This is a genomic window from Bifidobacterium sp. AGR2158, from assembly GCF_000424225.1.
Taxonomy (GTDB): domain Bacteria; phylum Actinomycetota; class Actinomycetes; order Actinomycetales; family Bifidobacteriaceae; genus Bifidobacterium; species Bifidobacterium anseris.
The window spans coordinates 236,738-257,920 of sequence record NZ_AUJM01000012.1 but is presented as its reverse complement, the minus strand read 5'-3'; the positions used below and the strand labels follow the sequence as shown (position 1 = coordinate 257,920).

Here is a 21,183-nt window from a genome sequence, read left to right as displayed (position 1 = left end):
ATACTTGACACTCTGTCAATCAATATATTTCATAGATCACGAAATATGCAAGTAACACAATCGTCAACGAATACTAATAATTTAAGATAATATAAGAGAAAAACAATTAAACACTGATGATAAGAACAATGATGAGACAAGCACAACAGTGATGACGTCCGACGGCCTTGCTTAGGCGGCGGCCGTTCGTCCAATACGGTCGTTTGTCTGAGACAAGGAAGAGAAGTGATGCATATGCGACTGCACAATATGCGAAAGCCTGCGATGGTGATGACGGCGTTCGTCGCGGCGGCGACGCTCGCGCTGAGCGGCTGCGGCGGCTCGTCGGGCGCGACCGACTCGAGCGCGGCGGCCGACGAGGACGGCATGGTCGTCGGCGCGCTGCTGCCGCTCACCGGCACGCTCGCCTATCTGGCGCCGCCGGAAGTCGCCGCAATCAAGCTCGCCGTGAGCGACATCAACGCGGCCGGCGGCGTCCTCGGCAAGGACGTGACCGAAGTCGAGGCGGACACATCGGACGGCGAGCACGCCGACCAGAACACGTCGGCCGCGCAATCGGTGCTCGCGAAGCATCCGTCGGTCGTCATCGGACCGGCCGCATCGGGCGTCGTCAAGAACGTCTACAAAAGCATCGTCGCCGAGAAGATCCCGGTCATCTCGATGGCGTCCACGTCGATGACGCTCTCCGGCATGGACCCGTACTTCTTCCGCACCGTCGCGCCCGACGCGGTGCAGGGCGCCGTCATGGGCGACCTCATCGCCGGCGACGGCGTCAAGAAGCTCGCCATCGCATGCTTCAACGACGAATACGGCACCGGCATGCGCGACATCATCCTCGAGAAGCTCAAATCCGCCGGCGTCGACGTCGTCTACGGCGAAAAGGACGCGTTCGACCCCGCGGAGACGAACTACTCATCCATCGCATCGGCAATCAAGGACTCCGGCGCCGACGCGACGCTCATCATCTCGTACGACCAGGCGACGCCGCTCATCAAATCGCTCGCCTCGGCCGGCGTGGACACCCACAAGCTCTATCTCGTGGACGGCAACACCGTCGACTACTCGAAGACCTACGACGCCGGGCTGCTCAAGGGGTCGAAGGGCACAATCCCCGGCGCCCACGTCGACGACGCGTTCCTCGCGGCGCTCAAGGGCACCGGCACCGAGGTCTCCGACACGACGTACGCGGCGGAGACGTACGACGCGGTGATCCTCTCGGCGCTCGCCGCGGAACAGGGCGGCAGTACAAGCGGGGAGACGATCCAGAAGAACCTCGCCTCGGTCTCCGGCGCGGACGGCGGCGAGAAGTGCGACAGCTTCAAGGCCTGCAAGGCGCTCATCAAGGACAAGAAGAAGATCCAGTACTCGGGCAAGACCGGCATCGGCGCGTTCAACAAGAATAACGATCCGAGCTCCGCGAACATCGGCATCTACGAATATGACGACAAGAACGTCAACGTGTTCCAGGCGATGCAGAGCGGCGACGTCCCGAGCGAGTGACGCGATCTGCGAATCCGGCTGATTGGCTGATCGGCCGGGCGACTCTCGGCAGTGGGCCATCCTCCATGGGTGGCCCACTGTTTGTTTGGTGCGTATTGCGTTGCGCGGCTGCTGCATGACGCGCGCGTCAGCGCGTCGTCGAACGTCGTTCGAGCGTCACCGGAACGATCGTCATGCGCGCCGTCTGCGTCGATTCAGTCTGCGTCGATTCAGTCTGTGTCGATTCAGTCTGCGGCGGCTGCGCGGCGTCATCGATCTGCTGCTCGACGTCGTCGGCGATCGCTTGCGCAATCGCCTCGAAATCCTGACGGACGGCGGTCAGCGGCAGCCCCGCGCAGTCGGCGACCGTCGTCCCGTCATAGGCGACGATCTGCAGATCCTCGGGCACGGCGATGCCGCGCAGCGTCGCCTCCTGCATCGCGAAGGCGGCGGCGAGGTCGGCGCCGACGAAGGCGTCCATCTGCGGGTGCGCGTCGAAGGCCTCGCGCACGGCGCTGCGCATGCCGTCGATGTCGAACACTTCGCCCGATTCGATGTACGTGTGCGCGATGTCGGCGTCGTCAAGCCGCTCCTCGAGCGTCTGCACATAGCGCACCGTCGGGAACGTCGTGCCGGTGTCGCCGAGATCGGTGAACTGCCGGCGCGGGCCGCCGATGATGACGACGTCGTGCGCGCCGCCGTCCGTCAGCACGTCGGCGACGAGCGCGCCGCCATGACGATGGTCGGAATCGACCTGCGCGATGCGCGCGCCGAGATTGCGGTCGAAGGCGACGATCGGTCGGTCGATCGACGACCAATAGTCGGCGTCGTGCGTCGTGTGCGCGGCGACGACGAGCGCGTCGAGGCTACGCTGGCGCAGCATGTCGACGTACTGCGCCTCGCCGTTCGCCGCGTCGACGGTCGAGCACAGCATCGTGCGCAGTCCGCGTGCGGACAGCTCGCGCTGCAGCTGCGACGTGAGCGTCGCGAAGAACGGATGGCGGATCGTCGGGACGATGACGCCAACGATGCCGGTGCGGCCATGGTAGAAGTGGCGGGCGAGCTCGTTGGGGACGTAGTTGAGTTCGCGCATCGCCTGCTCGACCTTCGCGCGCATGTCCTGCGACACGTATCCGGTGCCGTTGATGACGAGTGAGACGCTGCTCGCCGAAACCCCCGCGCGTTTCGCGACGTCGCGCATGCCGACCATCCGTGCCTCCTGTCTGTGCTGTGTGTGCTTGTGTGCCGTGTCGTCGTTGATGTCTGTGTTGTTTGATCGATGTTGCTGTTCGATTGTCGATGTCGTCGTTCGATCGATGGTGTCGAACCGGTTTGACGTTATCCATTGTAGATACGACGTGCCGATGGCGCGGCGACGTCGCGGCGTCGATCGTCGTCGCGACGTCGCCGCCGCGACTCTCGAACCGGTTCGACACGCCGATGGGAGCTCGTGTTGCGCGACCGCCTCGTCGGTGCCATAATCAACGGTATCGAACCGGTTCGATACGACACCATCGATCCGGCCCCGGGCTTCGGCCCGACCGATTGATCCCAACGGTGTGATTGACCGACCGTATGACTCGACGAGGAGGAACCCGTGAAGAACAAAGTACAGCTCATCACTTATGCGAATCGTCTCGGCGATGGCAACCTCGCCTCGCTGACTGACATCCTGCGCACGCGCTTCGACGGCGTCTACGAAGGCGTGCACATCCTGCCGTTCTTCACGCCCTTCGACGGCGCGGACGCTGGCTTCGACCCGATCGACCACACGACGGTGGACCCGCGCCTCGGTGACTGGGATGACGTCGCCGAACTCGCGAAGACGCACGACATCATGGTCGACGCGATCGTCAACCACATGAGTTGGCAGTCGCGCCAGTTTCAGGACGTGCTCAAGCGCGGTGAGGAATCCGAGTACTACCCGATGTTCCTGACGATGAGCTCGGTGTTCCCGGACGGCGCGACTGAGGAGGAACTCGCCGGCATCTACCGCCCGCGCCCGGGCCTGCCGTTCACCCACTACAACTTCGCCGGCAAGGCGCGCCTCGTCTGGGTCACGTTCACGCCGCAGCAGGTGGACATTGACACCGACTCCGACAAGGGCTGGGAATACCTGATGTCGATCTTCGACCAGATGGGCAAGTCGCACGTCAAGTACATCCGCCTCGACGCCGTCGGCTACGGCGCGAAGGAAGCCGGCACGAGCTGCTTCATGACGCCGAAGACCTTCGAGCTCATCTCGCGCCTGCGTGAGGAGGGCGCCAAGCGCGGCCTCGAGATCCTCATTGAGGTGCACTCCTATTACAAGAAGCAGGTGGAGATCGCCTCGAAGGTGGATCGCGTCTACGATTTCGCGCTGCCCCCGCTGCTGCTCCACTCGCTGTTCACCGGCAAGGTCGACGCGCTCGCGCACTGGACCGAGATCCGCCCTAACAACGCCGTCACCGTCCTCGACACGCATGACGGCATCGGCGTCATCGACATCGGCTCCGACCAGCTCGACCGTTCGCTCAAGGGACTCGTCCCCGACGAGGACGTCGACGCGATGGTCGAGACGATCACCGCGAACACGCACGGCGAATCGAAGGAGGCGACCGGCGCCGCCGCATCGAACCTCGACCTCTATCAGGTGAACTCCACGTACTACTCCGCGCTCGGCTGCAACGACCAGCACTACATCGCCGCGCGCGCCGTGCAGTTCTTCCTGCCGGGAGTGCCGCAGGTGTACTACGTCGGCGCGCTCGCCGGCGAGAACGACATGGCGCTGCTCAAGCGCACGAACGTCGGCCGCGACATCAACCGCCACTATTACACGACCGCCGAAATCGATGAGAATCTCGAACGTCCGGTCGTCAAGGCGCTTAACGCGCTTGCGCGCTTCCGCAACGAGCTGCCCGCATTCGACGGCGACTTCGATTACGCGACGGGCGATGATGGCACGACGGTGAGTTTTGCGTGGAACGATGGCGAGACGTCGGCGACGCTGACCTTCACGCCGTCGAAGGGCATCGGCGTCGACAACGCGCAGCCGGTGGCGACGCTCGCATGGAAGGACGCCACAGGCGACCACGTCAGCGATGACCTCATCGCGAACCCGCCGGTCGCGCATACAAACTGAACGCGGCGCGCGGACGAACAACGAAACGGAAAAAAGGCAGATCATGGTTGACGAACAAGGCACCGGCGGCAAGCCGACAGGCGGCTACATCCGACCGGGCATCGACGACCGGCCCGACTCGGACAAGGCGCTGAGCGCCGAAGACAAGGAGAACATCGCGCGCCTGACCGCGCCGATGCCGAAGAAACGTGCCGCCGAACCCAGCATCGACGACGAACAGACGCAGGGCGTCAAACTTGCCACCGATTCGCAGGTTCCCGGCTCCGGCATGGCCGCGCTCGCCGCGATCGACACGGCCGTGCCCGACGAGGACTCCGCATTCATGGACATGCGCGACCCGATGGTCTCGGCCGACGGCCACCGCCCGACGAAGACGGAAATCGTACGGCTCGGCGTCGGTTTCACCGTCTCCGCGATCGCATGTGCGATCCCGTGGGTCGCACTGAGCACTGTCATCCTGCCGCGCGTGTTCGAGCAGATCGACTCCGGCAGCAAGGTGTTCATGCTCGGCCTCGTCAACTCGATCGGCGCATTCGTCGCCCTCGTCGCGAACATCGTCTTCGGCACGCTCTCCGACCAGACGCGCTCACGCTTCGGCAAGCGCACGCCGTGGATCGTGCTCGGCGGCCTGATCACCGGCCTGAGCATCGGCGCGATCGCGTTCACCCGCTCGGAAGCGCTCATCGTGACGCTGTGGTGCCTCGCGCAGATGGGCTACAACATGATGCTCGCGCCGTACGTCGCCGTCATGTCCGACCGCGTTCCCGACAAGGTGCGCGGCACGATCTCCGGCTTCTACGGTGCCGGCATCGCCGTCGGCCAGACGCTCGGCTCGGTCGTCGGCGCCGCGTTCCTCACGCACGGCGCATCGGGCATCTTCCAAGCGTGGATGATGGGCCTCGCCATCTTCTCGCTCATCGGCATCTTCGTCGTCGTCGTATGGCCGCGCGAAAAGTCGAGCAAATACGAAGCCGACGGGGAAAAGATGAGCGCCAAGGTGATCCTGCGCAACTTCCGGCCGCCGCGCAACGCCCCCGACTTCTATTATGCGCTCGTCGGCCGCACATTGATGATGGGCGGCTACTGGATGATCACGACCTACCAGCTGTACATCGCGCAGGACTACATCTACGCCGGCGACTCGCACGCCACCGACAAGGCGGCCGCGATCATCGCGACGATGGGCGTCATCACGCTCGTCGTCTCGCTCATCGCCGCCGTCACAGCCGGACCGATCACCGATCGCATCGGTCGCCGTAAGCTGCCGGTCGCGCTCGCGAGCTGCCTGTTCGCCGTCGGCGCCGCAATGCCGCTCCTGTTCCGTTCGCCGATGGGTATGTATCTGTTCGCCGCGATCGCCGGTCTCGGCTACGGCGTCTACAACGCGATCGATCAGGCGCTCAACGTGGCCGTGCTGCCGAATCCGAAGGAGGCGGGCAAGGATTTGGGCATCCTCAACCTCGCGAACACGCTTTCGACGGTCATCGGCACGATGATGACATCGATCGTCGTCTCGATCGCGAAATCGGCGATGCACGCGTCGGGAACGCCGGCGGCCGCCTATGCGTGGGTGTTCGTCGTCGCGATCGTCATCGTGCTCATCGCGGCCGCGCTCATCATGCGCATCCGCAACGTCAAGTGACGCGTTCCTTTCATCATCACATTGCCAAGGCCGGCGACGTCCACGTCGCCGGCCTTTTTCCATATGCGTCGTGCTCATTGCGAGAAAAGGCGCACGTATTCGTCGGAGCTCATCGAGCGCACGGTGAACCGTTGGAATGCGGCGTGGTCGCGGGTGATGATGAAGTCGATGTGATGGACTTCGGCGGCCGCCCGGACGAGTCCGTCCTCGAAATCGGGCTCATCGGAACGGACCGCCAGCGCGCAGAGCTCCTGATTCACCGTCAGCACGACGAACAGGTCGAGGAAGGCCTCGATGTACTGGCGGGTGAGTGATTCGCCGATGGATTTACAGGCAATGTAATACAGATCCTTCAATGAACCCGGCGTCACGCAGATCGTGGCATGCCCGTGTGCGGCCATCTGCACGATCGTCGCCGCGGCCTCCGAATGGGGGCGCTCCGGCACCACATAATCGAGCAGGATGTTGGTGTCGAGCAGCAGGCGCGGCGCATTAGGCATGGCGGTTCCCCAACGTTTCGCGCACCTCGTCGTCGGACATCGCCACCAATGCGGTGCCGGAGGGCGTCTGCGCGCGCAGCGACTCCAGTTTCTTCAGCACGATCAGCTTGCGGGAGCGCCGCGACTCCGACGCATCGTACGCAGGAATCTCGCCGGTGTCGGCGATATGCGCCCACAGGTCGCGGATGACCTGATTCGGCGTCGTCCCGGCCTCGCAGATCCGCGCATTCGCGATCGCCTTCGTCGTGGCGTCCATGCTTGCGCTGACGGTCGACGTGGCCATCGTCGTTCCTTTCGGTCGTTCCTTGGGTATATGCACCAATCTATCTACTGTAGATAATTCTACTATCTATAGTGATGTGGCTCAGCGGTATCTGCATTCCCGCTCATGGCTGATCAAAGAAAAGAAAAGATAGGAGAGGGGAGCTGACGGGGCGGTCACTGCTGTGTGAGTGCATGTTATCCCATAGTAACCTTGTACCGTACTGACAGCAGCTATACAATAGATGCGTTCATTTAGTTATTGGTTATATGGAGGCTGTAATGAGTATGACTACGGTGAGTGTGCGCATGGAGGATTCGACAAAGGAGGAATTCTCTGCGATCTGTGATCAGATAGGCATGAACATGACGACGGCGTTCAATATTTTCGCCAAGGCGGTGGTGCGTGAGCATGGCATTCCGTTCCCGGTGAGTGCTGATCCGTTCTATGCTCCCGAGAACATGCGTCATCTGGAACGGTCGATTCGCCAGCTGGAGCAAGGCGACGTGTCCGAGCATGAACTTCGGGAGCCGTGACATGCTTAAGGTGTGGACTGATGAAGCTTGGGAAGATTATCTGTATTGGTAGCATGTCGACAAGAGAATGCTGAAGAAGGTCAATGCCCTCATCAAGGACATCGACCGCAACGGGATGGCGGATGGACTGGGTATGCCGGAACCGCTGCGGGGAAATCTGTCAGGATACTGGTCACGCCGTATCGACCCGAAAAATCGTCTGGTGTATCGCGTTGCGGGAAGCGGTCGGTCGTTGCGTCTTGAAATCGTGCAGTGCCGTACTCATTACGGCGATCGATGATGGACGTGGCGGATAAGATGACAGCTCGTGCCATCCTCATGATTCGTCTGCGCGCACGGCGGTAACGTGGCGTCCACCGCGTGGTCGCGGTTATCGTTGTGCGTATGAACGATCAGTCTCCACAGCAGAATGCGAACGACGCTGGGCGCCTCGCGCCGCGTCCGTTCCCGAACTCCAACTACATTCGTCCGGGCATCGACGATCGCCCGGACCTCGACAAAGCGCTCACCGACGAGGACAAGGCGGCCGTCGCGCGTCTCGCCGTGCGCCAGAAGCCGAAGACGCCGCCGGCGGCCGCCGATCAGCCGGAAGTGCAGGCCGCCGCGATGGGTGCGAGCTCGCCGGTCGGCGGCGCCGATGAGCCGGTGCCCGACCTCGAATCCGCATTCCTCGATATGCGCGATCCGATGGTGGATGCAAACGGCTACCGCCCGACGAAGACGCAGGTGCTGCGCATGAAGATCGGCTTCGCATGCACGGCGTTCTTCCTCGCGTTCGCGCTCGCCGCGCTCAACATCACGCTCGTGCCGCAGGAACTCGACGCCTTGGGCGGTCCGGTCGGCGGCGCAGTCGCGCTGTCGTGGGTGCTCGGCGTCGGCATTCTGTGCTCCTTCGTCGCGACGATCTTCTTCCTGCCGCTGTCCGACCACACGCGCACGCCCGTCGGCCGCCGCACGCCGTGGTTCGCCGGCGGCGCGCTCATCTGTGGCCTGTTCGCGTTCGCACTGGGCGCGTGCCATACGCCGGTCGCCGTCGGCATCATCTGGGCGCTGATGCAGATCGGCTTGGCGGCGATGCTGTGCGCGCTGCACGCGTCGATCGGCGAACGTGTGCCGGACAAGTTCCGTGATGCAGTCGGCACATGGCGCATGGTGGGACTTCTCATCGGCCTCGTGTTCGGCATCTGGTTCGGCGTGTTGATGGCCGACGAGCCGAGCGCCGGCATGGATCTGTGCGCCGTCGCGCTGCTCGCCGCCGGTGTGCTGGGTCTGCTCGTCGTCCCGCGCGAATCCTCGACCGTCTATTCGCGCGCGAAGCCGATGAAGACCTCCGATCTGCTCGTCACGCTACGCGTCGGCCATCCGACGGCCGCATGGCGCACGATCTGCCTGACGCGGCTGTTCGCGTCCGCCGGCGTCATGCTTGCGGTCGCCTACGTTTGGTTCGTCGTGCGGTATCGCGGTGGCGTCAACGCCGGCCTTGATCTGCGCTTGACGATGACGATGGTTGCGCTTATGGGTCTGCTCGCCTGCGCGATGGCACTGCTCGGCGAAGGCGTCACCGATCTGCTGCGCGCGTCCTTTGACAACGATCGGCTCGTGCTGATGATCGGCATCGCGCTGGCAATCGTCGCCGCCGTCGTGCCGCTCGTCAGCTACACGACCGCCGGCCTGTACGTGTTCGCCGGCATCGGTGGTTTCGCCATCCACATGATCGATGACGCACTGCAGTCGCTCGCCGTCGCTTCGGTGCCGCAGGTCGACCGCGCCGCCGAATATCTCGCCGTATTCAACACGAGTGCGACGCTCGGCCGTCTGCTCGGCGTCGTCGTCGGCGGATTCGTCTTCGCCTACGCGGGCGTCTTCTCGAGCGTCTTCCTGTGGGTGGCGCTCATGTTCGCGTTTGCCGGCGCGTGCGGCGCCGCCTCGATTGTGACGGCCGCGAAGCGCTGAGATAGGTTGAGATAGGTAAGGCGTTGGCGGGTAAGACGGTGTTCGCTGTGTTCATTGTGCTGGCATGGCGAACACCGCCGATCATTTTGCGGCATGGTGCTGATGCCCCTGCGAACAGAGCGGCGTCGAAACGTGGGTCGACTTGGCGCTTGCTGCTGCTGAAGTCACCGGGGAGGGCGCGTCGGCAGGGTGTAGGTGGCGGAAAATAGATTGCGATCATAGCTGATGGTGACTGTGCCGCCAATGCGTTCAATCTGCTGTTGATGCCGCGCAAGCCCGGAGGAACGCCCGTATTGGTGTGATGGTTCGGGCGTCGTGTTTTTGGGCGTATCGGTGATGCGGAATACGGCGTTGCCGTTAGCGCTGTACAGCGAGATTATGTAGGGGTACTCGGGGTTCGAGTGCTTGAGCATGTTCGTCGTGGTTTCCTTGAGGATGTTACGTAGGAGCTCTTCGGCGGCGCAACTTAGACGGAGGGATGCCGTATTGGCGAGAAGTTCCCCATCGAACCCGGCTTGCGCAAGCTGATGTTCCATGTGTTCCACGGACGTGGCGATATCGTCGCTTGCAGGCGCCGATATACGATCCTCGCCATCCTCCAATGTGCTGATGATGCTATGGGTGTCCGTCAACGCTTGCGTCAGTTCGTCGTGCAGTTGTGCATCGTCGGTTACGTCACTGTCGATGAGCAGTAGTGCACGCGTGATGCCATTCGCCACACTGTCGTGCAGCAGCCGCGCGACGCGTAAACGTTCCATGTCTTCGACATGCTGCTTGTCGGCTTGTCGCCGCAGTTGGATTTGCCTGAGCAACATGCCGACGGCGGCTGCGCCCAGCACGAGCATGGCCGCGCCGGCCAGCTGCCAGCCATCTAATGGGCGCACATAGTCTGCGCGATAGGGATTGCAGATGATGGCGATCAACGCCAACGGTGCGGCAATCAGCACGTCATAGGTGCCAATCGCGCCCAGGGTTGCGATGAGCAACACCATGAGCGCACTGCTTGCCGAGGGTGTGGGGAATGGCAGATACGCGGAAGCCATGAGGAGGCATAGGGCTGCTCCAATGCCCTGCCGTGGGTATTTGGGCATGATGAGGAAAGAAATCAACACGGCTATCATCAGCACATCCGCGTACCAGGGAAAGAACATCGGGCAGGCTTGGATGAGATACAGCGTGAAGCTGATGCATGCGATGAGCAGGATCCATGGGTGGCGGGTACGAAGTGCGGCTGTCAGATGAGATGCATGGTTTGGCATGCCAGTATGGCCTCGTTCCGGGTGGTGACGCCGAGTTTTGGCAACGCATGGTGGATATGCGAAAACACGGTGCCTGCTGAGATGCCGAGTTGTCGGGCAATGTCTTCAGTCGATTTATGTTTGGCGTACAGGCTGATGATTTCCAATTCGCGAGAGGTCAGCGAACGGCGATCATTGGTTGGGGAGAGGCGAAGATACGCATCGTGGGCGTTGATAAAAGACGGATCGCAGCCCTCGCCTTGTGCCGCTCGCTCGATGGCTTGCATCAGCATACCGGTATCCGAGAGCGTGCATTTCTCGAGGAGTCCCTGCAAGCCGGCATCGATGCAGTCGTCTCGATAATGGCTGGCGGGGTAGGCCGTGATTCCGATAATGCCGGTTCTGCCGTCATGCTTGCGTATCCGGCGGCTCAGATTGGCTCCTGACTCCTCGTTGAGTGCCATGTCCATGAGAATGACGTTTGCGCGAAGATTGGGTTGGTCATACAGGCAATGCTCCAGTACATGCTGCGCGCAATCAGCGGTCCAGATTACTTGGAATGTGGGTGAGGCGTGTCCGACCATCAGCGCCAGCATCCTCAGCGAGCATGGGTCGTTGTCCACGATGCCGATGTGGATAACGTTGCCGTTCTTGGTTGTCCTTCTCATGGATTCATCGTATACCAGTGCGCTGTGCACATGGCTCCGTATCCAGATTATCTGTATAGCAGCTTTGTATCAGAGAGTTGGTCTTCTTATGTTGAGAACTGTAGCGAGCACTGCTTTTGGTACGGATGCTGAGAGGATGAGTGGGGGAAAATGGAAAACACGAGAGACCATAGGAAAGCATTGGCTTCATGTGTTGTTTTGTTGATATTGCTAGGCGTAGGCGCATGCGGTCATTCCAACGCCATTGACGTGCCGGATTCGGTGACATCGGCCACAGTGGAATTGGCATCCGTGGATTTGGAAATCATGCAAGCGCAGGAAATTCTAAAACGCCAATGTATGCGCACAAAAAGTTTTGATGTACCAATCGATTACACGGTGGTTACTGTGCCGCAGAGTTATGTGGACGTCGGAGGGGTATTCCGCAGCAAGGAGGAGGCTAAGACTGTTGGTTACAATACGCAAACGGCGGATTTGACAGGGCGCAATATTGCGCTGGATGCATATGTGAATACCTTGAGCAACTCGGAGAGAAATCGGTATGAGCAGGAGATGGGGGATTTGGATACGGGTGGCTGCGCTGCTCAGGCTTATATAGCGTTGTTTGAATCCGCTGAAAACACGCGGGCCGTGCTCGATACATTCGATGACGTCATTCGTGAGCAATCCTCGTCAGCCATAGAGGCTCCGGATGTGCAGGAGGCGATCAAAGACGAATACATGCCCTGCATGAAGAAAGCTGGCTATGATGTACGCGGCCTGCGTGGCGGTGAGCTCGCCGGAAAGAAGTTCGGGCGCCATCGCAAATGGAACGAGCCTCCGAATGACGAAGAGAAGGCGATGGCGGTGCGGGATTACCAGTGCCAAGCCGATGCCAATCTGATGCAACGCATCAACAATGCGCTGGAACGGAACGTCGGCATTTGGATGGTGGCGAACGAGGCCATGCTGCTGGAACGTCATGAGAAACTGCAGCAGGCGCGCGAAATCGCCAATGAGGTGATTGCCGGCAAGCGCTCCTACGAAGCGCGTGATTGACATGCACCGCCAACGTTCATGGCCTCGCGCGTTCGGCATGACGCTGCTGGCCATGCTGCTCGTAGGGCTGCTGGTGGTGGGCGTCGTCGCCACGACCGTGGGTATTCAAGCATCGCGTGGGCAGCCGGAGGAACCCGCCACGCTCACCACCACCATTCGTACCCGCACGCTTGCCGACGAAATGACAGGCAAGCTCGTGGCGTTCCCGAAGGCGACGGCCCATGTTCCCGCTGAGGGCACTGTGACGCGCGAAGGCCTCACCGCCGGTGCGAATCTTGACGAGGGTGGCGTGATCGGTGTGGTCGACGAGCGCCCCATCCTGCCCGTGCAAGGTGCCGTTCCGATGTGGCGAACCCTCGCGCCGGGTTCCAACGGTGAGGATGTGCGCCAGCTGCAGGCCGCATTGGCGCGGCTCGGTTATGCCGTCTACGATGATGCGGGCGCCTTCGGGGATTCCACCGCGCTCGCTGTGAACCAGTATCTGGCGGTCTTGGGGTATGGGTCAGTGGACGCGCGAACGCGCCGTTGAAGAGCGAGGATTGGAAGCGGACAGCGATCCCGCAACAGCAGCTCGTGTTCGCTCCTGCGACTCCGGTGATGGCGACCTCTCGATGTGGGATCGCCGGGCAGAAGGTCGCCGGTGAACTGTGCGTTCTCGAGACCGCCGAACGGGAGTACGCCATCGCCTTTTCTACGGTTGACGTTTCTGACGCGGATCTCGACGCGCTCGAAGGAGCGTCCGTCACCATTCCAACTGCTAACGGCCCAATCACAGGTACCGTCGGCAAACAGTATGTTGCGACGAAACAAGCGAATACGCCCACGGTCGGAGAAGGGCAAACTTCCCAAGAAAACACCGGCGCCAATGACAGTGCGGGAATCGGCGACGACAATCGCAGCTATCTGCGGTTGGAGAACGCCGATACGGAAAAACTGCAGGCGGAGTCTGCAAAGATAAACTCGGCAGAGACGCCGGTGACGGTGACGCGTATGCAGGGGAAAGCAGACGCATTGACAGTCGAATCGAGCGCGCTGCGGCAGGATGGCTCGCAAATCTGGGTGATGACGGAGGGCGGCGGCCGTGTGAACGTCGACACGGGATTATGTGTGCAGGGACTCTGCGAAATTGACGGCGACGGACTTGTCGACGGCATGGTGATCGTGTTGCCAGAGGTCTCAACCAATGACACCGCGGAACGGAAACGGCAATGAACGGGACGCCAAACGGCAACATGGAGCGGTCGGATGTGTTGGCCAGTCTACGAGGAATCGAGCGCACGTTCGGCATCACGCAGGCATTGCAGGAAGCTACGTTTGACGTGCGCGCGGGTGATTCAATAGCAATCACCGGGCCGTCGGGCTCTGGCAAGTCGACACTGCTGTCGATTATGGGTCTGCTCGATGCCCCTACAGCGGGGACGTACACATTGTGTGGTCACGACGTCTCGCATAGTTCAACCAGTCGTCGCAGCAGATTGCGCCGCGAGCACATTGGATTCGTGTTCCAGTCTTTTCATCTCATCGAACACTCCACTGTCGAGGAGAATGTGCTGTACGGCCTCTCAATTCGCAGACAAGTCGGCGCCCGTGCGCGGCAACTTGCAAGCGCGGCGCTCGAGCGAGTGGGTCTGCGGAACAAAGCTGCGAATTACCCGACAGACCTTTCCGGTGGTGAACGGCAACGTGTCGCCATTGCTCGTGCAGTTGCGTGGACGCCCACGTTGCTGCTGTGTGATGAGCCGACAGGCAACCTCGATTCGCATAATTCCGAGCTCGTCGTTGACTTGCTTTGCCGAGTCGTGGATGAGCGGTCTGCGCTCGTTATCGTGACACACGACGATGATGTGGCATGCGTATGCCGACGACAGCTGCACGTGATCGACGGCGTGGTGAGGGAGGTGCGCGATGAGAGGACCCGCGAGTAGGGCGGCGGTGGCGTTGATGCGGCGGTGGAGGAGGAACCTGTTCTCGCTATGCGCCGTGCTGTTCTGCGCAGCCACATTCGTCACGCTGCAAGGGATCACGCTGGGCACAAGCGAACGCACTGCGCAGCGCTTCGTCGCCATGGAGACCGGTGTGATTGTGGCCACATTGCCTGCGGCAAGCTGGGAACGGGCGGAGCGGGAAGTGATCGGCCAAGTCGTCGGCATTCCGCACGTCGAGAACGCAGGCACACTTGTCATGGGAGACCAGGTTCCGAAATCCGTGACTGCGGGCAGCTGGGGGGATGCAGTTGAGCACGAATGTGGCAATCGGCACGATGAATGGATTGCGCGCACGCGGTGCCCAGCTCCGTTCCGGGTTGCCGCTGGCCGACGACGATATCAATGCAGCGTTGCTCGGTGAGCGCGTGGCGCGCGAACTCGGCATAGGCGATGGGCAGAGCGGCCATGGGATTGCCGTGGACAGTGTGCCAATGCGTGTGGCCGGCATCATCGAAGACGCGCCGCATCAATCAGCGCTCGCGACAAGCATCGTGATGACACCGGCGACTGCGCGGCGCATGGATTTGCTGCCCTCGTCTCGCATCGTGCAGATTGGTGTCGAACAAGGAACTGCCAATCAGGTGGCGCAGTATCTGCCGATGGCGCTGCTTGCGGAGCAACCACAGGCGGTGTCGCTGAAACTGCCAGCGGATCCGCGATCGCTGCGCGAGAATCTCATGGCCGATGCAGAGCAGACGACACTAATCATCACCGTTGTCATGGTCGTCGTCAGTATCTTCACCGTGGTCAACACCATGCAAATCGTCATCACTGAGCGGCGGCGCGAGATAGGCATCAGTTTGGGGCTCGGCATGCCGGCATGGCATATCGCCCTGCAGTTCCTACTCGAGGCGATGCTACTCGGTTTATGTGGAGGCCTAGCGGGTATGACTCTGGGATCGCTGATTGCCGCCACGATCGCAATGTGCATGGGCTGGCAGTTCATGCTGCCGTGGAGCGTGGCGCTCGTGCCATTCGCGGGTGCCGTGGGCGCATTGGTGCCGGCGGTGCAGGCGACGCGCATCAATCCGGCGGAGCTGCTGCGCTCCAATTGAAACGAGTTGATGCAGTTGTCCTTCCTGCCGGTGGTTTCGAGGTGCCCTGCGATGCGTATGGCAAAGCACGAATGGCGAAGAACCCGCGATTCGGCGGAAGGAGAGGACGCGCGCATGCGTGCGTGACGCCGAGTGCTGAGGGAAATATGAGTAATGAGGGCAAGAACGGCGATGATCCTCGTCTGGGTGTTCATGAAGCTCGTCCAAGCGTGATGGCGGATTAGCTTGCGAGTAATACGGTGACATAGGGAGCCATGGTGCGTGTGTCGCCCCGACTGTGAGCGTCGGTGATGCCGTTGGGTGATGCGGCTGGTTATATTTGTACACTGAAAGCGGGAGAGTCGCATATTGTCTTGCTGTCCAAAATCATGAATCTCACTATATGGACACTGTGCGCGCTCGGTCGCGGGCCGGGGAGTAGGTTCTAACCCAACACGGCGCCGCGGCAAGCGCACGCCGCACACAGCAACGCAAACGGATACGTGGAAAGGAGGCTCGCGATGAGTGAGACCATGGTCGCACGACTGCAGATTGTACGAATTATTATCTCGCCATCGGCGAGCTGATTCGTATATCTGGAATCCAGCCCCGCCGATGGTGGCGGGGACGGATCGTGAAACTACCTCGGGCCCCGCCATATGTGCGGGGTTTTTGCGTTCGTACCCCAAGCCATGAACGCAGGCAAACTATCAGGAGGTTTTCATGACCGCAGCCGAAACAGAGGCGGAATCCGCCGCAGTCACTCTCGCCCGACCGGCGTCGCGCACAGCGCGCTCGTCGGTGGGCACGATCATCGCCGCATCCATGGTGGGCACGACGATTGAATTCTACGATTTCTACGCGTACGGCACGGCCGCCGCGAACTACTTCCCGCGCGTGTTCTTCTCTGACAAGACGAACCCGACCGTCGCGCTGCTGCTCTCGCTGGTCACCTTCGCCGTCGCGTTCCTCGCACGCCCGGTTGGTTCGTTGATCTTCGGGCATTTCGGCGACTCGATCGGGCGTAAGGCGACGCTCGTCGTCTCGCTGATGACGATGGGCGTCGCGACCTTCCTCATCGGCTGCCTGCCCGGTTACGACATGTGGGGCGTGTGGGCTGTGCTCGCGTTGTGTGTCTGCCGTTTTGTGCAGGGCATCGGTCTCGGCGGCGAATGGTCCGGCGCCGCGCTCGTGGCCACCGAGAACGCGCCTGCCGACAAGCGCGCACTCTATGGTTCGTTCCCCGAACTCGGCGCGCCGATCGGCTTCTTCCTGTGCAACGGCACCTACGTGGTGCTTGAGATGTTCAATGACGACGCGGCGATGCTCGCGTGGGGATGGCGCGTGCCGTTCCTGCTGTCGTCGCTGTTGGTGGTCGTGGGGCTGCTCGTGCGCGTCCATATGGAGGAGACGCCGGCGTTCCGCGCCGCACAGCGGAGCCAGCGCGTTGTCAAGGCCCCGGCGGTCGAGGTGTTCCGTACGAGCTGGAGGCAGGTGCTGCAGGCGACGTTCCTCGTCGCCGTCACCTATACGCTGTTCTATACGCTCGCCACATGGTCGCTTGCATGGGCCACGAAAACGGATGCGCAGGGCGGTGGCGGCCTTGGTTTCTCCACGCAGGAGTACATGACGATGCTGATGGCCTCGGTATGTGTGTTCGCCGTGTTCATCGTGCTCTCATGCGTGTTTGCGGATCGTCTGGGGCGTCGCCGTGTGATCATCGGGTCGTCGATTGCGCTGGTCGTGTTCGCGGCGGTGTTCCCGCTGCTGATGAACAAAGCCGTCGTCGGCGTGCACAACACGGCTGCTGCGATGCTGTTCCTGTGCCTTGGATTTGCGTTGATGGGCATTGCGTTCGGACCGATCGGCGCGCTGCTGCCTGAGCTGTTCAGCGTTAATGTGCGCTACACCGGATCCGGCATCGGCTACAATCTTGCGGCGATTGTCGGCGCGGCATTCGTGCCGTCGGTGGCCACATGGCTTTCGTCACATTGGGGCGTGGGCTCGGTTGGTCTGTATCTGGGCGTCATGGCGCTGGGTTGCCTTGTGGCGATACTGACCTGCCATGAGACCAAGGATGTGGATTACATGCGGTGACCCGCGGGTGATCCGTCAATGAACGATGCGTCAGGTAAGGAGAGGCTTGGCGGCGCCGCAGGCCGCACAGAAGAACAAGACGTCCATTATATGGACGAAACATATTGCTGATTTCCGGCAAGCGATGGTGGATTGGCGCTATTTTCCAGAAGAAACCGCGCGTATTCCAAAACGAGACGCCAACGGTATCCAAAAGATGGACTTGGCAAGGAGACGCTTGCGGATTTCGGTAATATGAGGACTCAGTTTTGGAGACAAAATCTCCGACACGGCGGGAAGCCTGCCTACGTGGATCGGCCGTTCCGGACCATGGAACGCGCGATTCATGAATCAGGCACAAGAACAACATAGGCGTCGCGGACCACTACAATGCCCGCGGTGCGCAGCAAAAGACAACAAAGGAGTGTGCCAATATGGCAGCACAGATCTGGTACGAAGACGACGGCGATCTCTCGGTTCTCGACGGCAAGAAGGTCGCGATCATCGGTTACGGCTCGCAGGGCCACGCTCACGCGCTCAACCTGCGTGATTCCGGTGTGGACGTCGTCGTCGGCCTGCGCCCGAACTCGAAGTCCGTCCAGTTCGCGAAGGATCAGGGCCTTGAGGTCAAGAGCGTTCCGGAGGCTGCCGCGGAGGCCGACGTCATCATGATCCTGGCTCCCGACCAGTATCAGAAGGCCATCTGGGACAACGACATCGAGCCGAACATCAAGGAAGGCGCCGCACTGGCCTTCGCGCACGGCTTCAACATCAACTACGGCTACATCAAGCCGTCCGAGGACCACCCGGTCTTCATGGTCGCGCCGAAGGGCCCGGGCCACATCGTCCGCCGTGAGTACGCGGCCGGCCGCGGCGTCCCGGTCGTGACCGCCGTCGAGCAGGATCCGCGCGGCGACGGCTGGGATCTCGCCCTCGCCTACGCCAAGGCACTCGGCGCGCTGCGCGCCGGCGCCATCAAGACGACCTTCAAGGAGGAGACCGAGACCGATCTCTTCGGTGAGCAGAACGTGCTCCTCGGCGGCGTCAACAAGCTCGTCGAGATGGGCTTCGAGGTCCTCACCGACGCCGGCTACCAGCCGGAGATCGCCTACTTCGAGGTCTGCCACGAGCTCAAGATGATCGTCGACCTGATGAACGAAGGCGGCCTGAACAAGGATCGTTGGTCCTGCTCCGACACCGCCCAGTACGGCGACTACGTCAACACCGTCATCGACGAGCATGCCCGTGAGCGCATGGAGTATCACCTCAAGCGCATCCAGGACGGCTCCTTCGCGAAGGAGTTCATGGACGATCAGGCCGCCGGCGCGCCGAAGTTCAAGCAGCTCCAGGAGGAGTACTCGAACGTCCGCATCGAGGAAGTCGGCCCGAAGCTCCGCGCGATGTTCTCCTGGAACAACGAAGCCGCGAAGGACGCCGACGAGGCCAACTCCTTCACCGGCAAGATCGCCCGCGCCCAGGTTCAGGACGCCGAGTGATTGAATCGGCCTGCACGGTAGTGCACGGCTGAGCCACGCCAGTAGGTACTGATAGCTACGTATAGGTAGGGTGCAGTTCATCAAGAACTGTACCCTACCTTTTTTGCTCTCCGCCCCGCCGGTCTGCCGGTCTGTTGCCTGACTCTGCTGGTCGCTGTCCTGCAACTCGCGTCCCGTTCCGTCGCTCCCGTCGACGAACCGCCCCGCTAACGGCCACCATTGCGAACGGCCTCGGCGAGGGGACCGACGGGATGAGTCACAAACCAGTGTGGTTGCGGGTTGTTTCGTCGCCTCCATCGGCGGATCAGCCCGTAGCGGGTAGTTCTGTCGGGTGTGTCGACGATCCAACCCGCGAATGGCCGCTGTTGTGGGTCATTTCGTCAACCCGCTCGACGGGTCGGACCGCATCGGGTCGATCCGCCTCTCCCGTCGAGGAATCGACCCACTAACGGCCGTGGTTGCGGGTGAGATTGTCGCGCGGGGCGACGAAACGGGACGGTGGGATGGTAGACTGACGAAGCATGTGTGGAATAGCAATGATGTCGATGATCGCGTGGGATATCTGACCGCGCGTCAGTGCATATCCTCTTGAAATCCTCGAATTTCCGATAGCCATCGCGCGCAGCCGCTACGTAGCGGCTATATCGGCATGCCTGCAACCACCTAAGCACGTCTAACTCTCACGCCCTAAATGCACCTGTCCTGGACCTACCCGTTCCAGTTCCGCTTGTTCCGCTTGCCTCGCCTCCGCATCCGAGCACTCGGAGCAAGCATCAGTGACGTGCCGATCATGCATGCCTTCGCGCGCATTCAAGCAAAGGAGACATCATGAACAACCATCCGCAATCCCAACCGGCCGCGGCCGCCGTCCCGCCGCATTGGCAGGCGCAGGTCGCGCTGCTGCTCACCGGTCAGGCGCTTTCGCTGATCGGATCGAGCATCGTGCAGTACACGGTCTTCTGGTACCTCGTCATGCGCACCGATTCCGGCATCACGATGACGGTCGCGATGCTGTGCGCATGCGTACCGCAGGCGATCGTCTCGCTGTTCGGCGGCGCATGGGCCGACCGTTGGAACAAGAAGGCGCTCATCATCCTGCCAGACGCGCTCATCGCCGCTGTCACCGTCGTGTTGTCCATCGCGATTGCGCACAACCTCGCCGACCTGATGCTGTTCTTCGTCGTGCTTGCGATTCGTTCGGCCGGCGGCGGCGTGCAGACGCCGGCTGTGCAGTCGTTCATTCCGCAGATCACGCCGGAGCATGCGCTGTTGCGTGTGAATTCGATCAACGGCACGATTCAGTCGGTGAATCTCATCGCCGCACCCGCCGTCGCCGCCGTGCTCGTCAATCTGCTGCCGTTGTGGGCGATTCTCTACGTCGATGTGACGACGGCGGTCATCGGCGTCGCTTTCGTCGCACTGATTCGTGTGCGTCGCGCGCGTGCCGCCGCTGCGCAAGCGCCGAGCGCGTCCGTGTTCGACGATATGCGCACCGGTCTGCGCTATGCGTGGCAATACCCGCGTATCCGCAGTGTGCTCGTCGCCTATGCCATCGTCTGTTTCATCAACATCGCGCCGATGAATCTCACGTTGATTCTGATGAATCGCGGATTCGACGGCCAGCAGCTCAACCTTGGCTTCACCGTATTGTCGACGGCCGCCGACAAGCTCGCGGCGAACGAGATGGCGTGGAGTGTCGGCATGGTGATCGGCGGCGCGCTGCTCGCCGCGTTCGGCGCGCGCATCTTCCATGACAATATGGCGCTGCTCGCATGCGCGTTCATCGGCATGGGCGTGTGCACGGCGGGACTTGGGTTGTCGCCGACATTGCTCGTCTATCTGTGTGTCGATTTCCTCGTCGGTCTGTGCACATCGCTCGGCTCGTCGCCGACGTTCACGCTGCTGCAGCATGAGAGTACGCCGGAGATGCGCGGCCGCGTGTTTGGCCTGCTGACGACGTTCTCCGGTTTCGGCACGCCGCTCGGCATGCTTGTGTTCGGGCCGCTCGCCGATGTGATCGACGTGCGTGTGATCTTCGTCGTCGGCGGCGTGCTCACAGTGCCTTTCGGCATCTGGCTGCTGCGTGTCGACCGTCGCCATTGAGCGCGTCTGTCAGGAGATTCGTGACAGACGGTGGCGGCGCATGGTCCTTCTG

The 21,183-nt window shown here is 61.6% G+C and carries 20 protein-coding genes; 15 read left to right on the top strand and 5 right to left on the bottom strand.

Annotated elements, in window-relative coordinates:
- Positions 1-264 precede the first annotated feature (264 nt).
- Positions 265-1,500 carry an ABC transporter substrate-binding protein gene (locus G606_RS0103770; RefSeq protein WP_442852240.1) on the top strand — a complete coding sequence of 412 codons (1,236 nt, stop codon included), beginning with the start codon at positions 265-267 and terminating at the stop codon, positions 1,498-1,500.
- 127 nt (positions 1,501-1,627) lie between these two features.
- Here the strand turns inward: G606_RS0103770 and G606_RS0103765 are convergent, their stop codons facing one another.
- The gene (locus G606_RS0103765; RefSeq protein WP_026644834.1) at positions 1,628-2,689 is read right to left on the bottom strand and encodes a LacI family DNA-binding transcriptional regulator; all 1,062 of its coding nucleotides are present in this window, start codon (positions 2,687-2,689) and stop codon (positions 1,628-1,630) included.
- Between the two features lie 387 nt (positions 2,690-3,076).
- Here G606_RS0103765 and gtfA point away from each other — a divergent pair, with 387 nt between their 5' ends.
- Together gtfA and G606_RS0103755 are read left to right on the top strand one after the other, a co-directional pair.
- Positions 3,077-4,600: a sucrose phosphorylase gene (gtfA, locus tag G606_RS0103760; protein WP_026644833.1), complete on the top strand. Its 1,524-nt coding sequence runs from the start codon at positions 3,077-3,079 to the stop codon at positions 4,598-4,600.
- A 43-nt stretch (positions 4,601-4,643) separates the two neighbouring features.
- A complete protein-coding gene (locus G606_RS0103755) occupies positions 4,644-6,242 on the top strand; it encodes an MFS transporter (protein ID WP_026644832.1) in 1,599 nt (532 codons plus the stop codon).
- Between the two features lie 74 nt (positions 6,243-6,316).
- Here the strand turns inward: G606_RS0103755 and G606_RS0103750 are convergent, their stop codons facing one another.
- Together G606_RS0103750 and G606_RS0103745 are read right to left on the bottom strand one after the other, a co-directional pair.
- Positions 6,317-6,742: a PIN domain-containing protein gene (locus G606_RS0103750; protein WP_051198485.1), complete on the bottom strand. Its 426-nt coding sequence runs from the start codon at positions 6,740-6,742 to the stop codon at positions 6,317-6,319.
- Positions 6,735-7,025 (bottom strand): hypothetical protein, encoded by a 291-nt coding sequence (locus G606_RS0103745; RefSeq protein WP_026644830.1) that lies wholly within the window; start codon positions 7,023-7,025, stop codon positions 6,735-6,737. Before G606_RS0103745 ends, G606_RS0103750 begins: the two co-directional genes overlap by 8 nt.
- 260 nt (positions 7,026-7,285) lie before the next feature.
- On the opposite strand from G606_RS0103745, the gene G606_RS0103740 reads away from it, so the two are divergent.
- The 3 genes from G606_RS0103740 to G606_RS09800 all read left to right on the top strand — a co-directional run bounded on the left by G606_RS0103740 (position 7,286) and on the right by G606_RS09800 (position 9,493).
- Entirely contained in the window at positions 7,286-7,540 is a 255-nt protein-coding gene (locus tag G606_RS0103740) for a type II toxin-antitoxin system RelB/DinJ family antitoxin (RefSeq protein WP_026644829.1), read from the top strand.
- A gap of 67 nt (positions 7,541-7,607) precedes the next feature.
- Positions 7,608-7,820, top strand: a complete 213-nt coding sequence (locus G606_RS10915; protein WP_442852239.1) for a Txe/YoeB family addiction module toxin — start codon at positions 7,608-7,610, stop codon at positions 7,818-7,820.
- Between the two features lie 104 nt (positions 7,821-7,924).
- Positions 7,925-9,493: an MFS transporter gene (locus tag G606_RS09800; RefSeq protein WP_051198482.1), complete on the top strand. Its 1,569-nt coding sequence runs from the start codon at positions 7,925-7,927 to the stop codon at positions 9,491-9,493.
- Positions 9,494-9,657: 164 nt separating this feature from the next.
- Here G606_RS09800 and G606_RS0103730 read toward each other — a convergent pair whose 3' ends face one another.
- Together G606_RS0103730 and G606_RS0103725 are read right to left on the bottom strand one after the other, a co-directional pair.
- Positions 9,658-10,752 carry a sensor histidine kinase gene (locus G606_RS0103730; RefSeq protein WP_026644828.1) on the bottom strand — a complete coding sequence of 365 codons (1,095 nt, stop codon included), beginning with the start codon at positions 10,750-10,752 and terminating at the stop codon, positions 9,658-9,660.
- Complete coding sequence (locus G606_RS0103725; RefSeq protein ID WP_155802765.1) at positions 10,728-11,399, bottom strand: response regulator transcription factor; 672 nt, start codon at positions 11,397-11,399, stop codon at positions 10,728-10,730. The genes G606_RS0103730 and G606_RS0103725 overlap by 25 nt, the downstream gene beginning before the upstream one ends.
- 150 nt (positions 11,400-11,549) lie before the next feature.
- On the opposite strand from G606_RS0103725, the gene G606_RS0103720 reads away from it, so the two are divergent.
- The 9 genes from G606_RS0103720 (at position 11,550) to G606_RS09795 (ending at position 21,131) form a co-directional block, all read left to right on the top strand.
- Positions 11,550-12,437, top strand: coding sequence for a hypothetical protein (locus G606_RS0103720; RefSeq protein WP_155802762.1), 888 nt, complete (start codon positions 11,550-11,552; stop codon positions 12,435-12,437).
- A gap of 37 nt (positions 12,438-12,474) precedes the next feature.
- Entirely contained in the window at positions 12,475-12,966 is a 492-nt protein-coding gene (locus G606_RS0103715) for a peptidoglycan-binding domain-containing protein (RefSeq protein ID WP_231371400.1), read from the top strand.
- A complete protein-coding gene (locus tag G606_RS0103710) occupies positions 12,963-13,649 on the top strand; it encodes a hypothetical protein (protein WP_026644824.1) in 687 nt (228 codons plus the stop codon). Before G606_RS0103715 ends, G606_RS0103710 begins: the two co-directional genes overlap by 4 nt.
- Positions 13,646-14,362 carry an ABC transporter ATP-binding protein gene (locus G606_RS0103705; RefSeq protein WP_081663987.1) on the top strand — a complete coding sequence of 239 codons (717 nt, stop codon included), beginning with the start codon at positions 13,646-13,648 and terminating at the stop codon, positions 14,360-14,362. Before G606_RS0103710 ends, G606_RS0103705 begins: the two co-directional genes overlap by 4 nt.
- A gap of 302 nt (positions 14,363-14,664) precedes the next feature.
- A complete protein-coding gene (locus G606_RS0103700; RefSeq protein WP_026644822.1) occupies positions 14,665-15,477 on the top strand; it encodes an ABC transporter permease in 813 nt (270 codons plus the stop codon).
- 702 nt (positions 15,478-16,179) lie between these two features.
- Positions 16,180-17,553: an MFS transporter gene (locus G606_RS0103695; RefSeq protein ID WP_026644821.1), complete on the top strand. Its 1,374-nt coding sequence runs from the start codon at positions 16,180-16,182 to the stop codon at positions 17,551-17,553.
- A 46-nt stretch (positions 17,554-17,599) separates the two neighbouring features.
- A complete protein-coding gene (locus G606_RS11155; protein ID WP_101671378.1) occupies positions 17,600-17,791 on the top strand; it encodes a hypothetical protein in 192 nt (63 codons plus the stop codon).
- 175 nt (positions 17,792-17,966) lie between these two features.
- Positions 17,967-19,028, top strand: coding sequence for a ketol-acid reductoisomerase (gene ilvC, locus G606_RS0103690; RefSeq protein WP_026644820.1), 1,062 nt, complete (start codon positions 17,967-17,969; stop codon positions 19,026-19,028).
- An 828-nt stretch (positions 19,029-19,856) separates the two neighbouring features.
- On the top strand, positions 19,857-21,131 hold the full coding sequence (locus tag G606_RS09795; protein WP_034523579.1) for an MFS transporter: 1,275 nt from the start codon (positions 19,857-19,859) through the stop codon (positions 21,129-21,131).
- Positions 21,132-21,183 lie beyond the last annotated feature (52 nt).

What these genes read in the sequence shown, in the direction of transcription:
- G606_RS0103770 (WP_442852240.1), top strand. Translation starts at nt 265, where the DNA reads ATGGTGATGACGGCGTTCGTCGCGGCGGCGACGCTCGCGCTGAGCGGC.
- G606_RS0103765 (WP_026644834.1), bottom strand. Translation starts at nt 2,689, where the DNA reads ATGGTCGGCATGCGCGACGTCGCGAAACGCGCGGGGGTTTCGGCGAGC.
- G606_RS0103755 (WP_026644832.1), top strand. Translation starts at nt 4,644, where the DNA reads ATGGTTGACGAACAAGGCACCGGCGGCAAGCCGACAGGCGGCTACATC.
- G606_RS0103750 (WP_051198485.1), bottom strand. Translation starts at nt 6,742, where the DNA reads ATGCCTAATGCGCCGCGCCTGCTGCTCGACACCAACATCCTGCTCGAT.
- G606_RS0103745 (WP_026644830.1), bottom strand. Translation starts at nt 7,025, where the DNA reads ATGGCCACGTCGACCGTCAGCGCAAGCATGGACGCCACGACGAAGGCG.
- G606_RS0103740 (WP_026644829.1), top strand. Translation starts at nt 7,286, where the DNA reads ATGAGTATGACTACGGTGAGTGTGCGCATGGAGGATTCGACAAAGGAG.
- G606_RS10915 (WP_442852239.1), top strand. Translation starts at nt 7,608, where the DNA reads ATGCTGAAGAAGGTCAATGCCCTCATCAAGGACATCGACCGCAACGGG.
- G606_RS09800 (WP_051198482.1), top strand. Translation starts at nt 7,925, where the DNA reads ATGAACGATCAGTCTCCACAGCAGAATGCGAACGACGCTGGGCGCCTC.
- G606_RS0103730 (WP_026644828.1), bottom strand. Translation starts at nt 10,752, where the DNA reads ATGCCAAACCATGCATCTCATCTGACAGCCGCACTTCGTACCCGCCAC.
- G606_RS0103725 (WP_155802765.1), bottom strand. Translation starts at nt 11,399, where the DNA reads ATGAGAAGGACAACCAAGAACGGCAACGTTATCCACATCGGCATCGTG.
- G606_RS0103720 (WP_155802762.1), top strand. Translation starts at nt 11,550, where the DNA reads ATGGAAAACACGAGAGACCATAGGAAAGCATTGGCTTCATGTGTTGTT.
- G606_RS0103715 (WP_231371400.1), top strand. Translation starts at nt 12,475, where the DNA reads ATGACGCTGCTGGCCATGCTGCTCGTAGGGCTGCTGGTGGTGGGCGTC.
- G606_RS0103705 (WP_081663987.1), top strand. Translation starts at nt 13,646, where the DNA reads ATGAACGGGACGCCAAACGGCAACATGGAGCGGTCGGATGTGTTGGCC.
- G606_RS0103700 (WP_026644822.1), top strand. Translation starts at nt 14,665, where the DNA reads ATGCAGTTGAGCACGAATGTGGCAATCGGCACGATGAATGGATTGCGC.
- G606_RS0103695 (WP_026644821.1), top strand. Translation starts at nt 16,180, where the DNA reads ATGACCGCAGCCGAAACAGAGGCGGAATCCGCCGCAGTCACTCTCGCC.
- ilvC (WP_026644820.1), top strand. Translation starts at nt 17,967, where the DNA reads ATGGCAGCACAGATCTGGTACGAAGACGACGGCGATCTCTCGGTTCTC.
- G606_RS09795 (WP_034523579.1), top strand. Translation starts at nt 19,857, where the DNA reads ATGAACAACCATCCGCAATCCCAACCGGCCGCGGCCGCCGTCCCGCCG.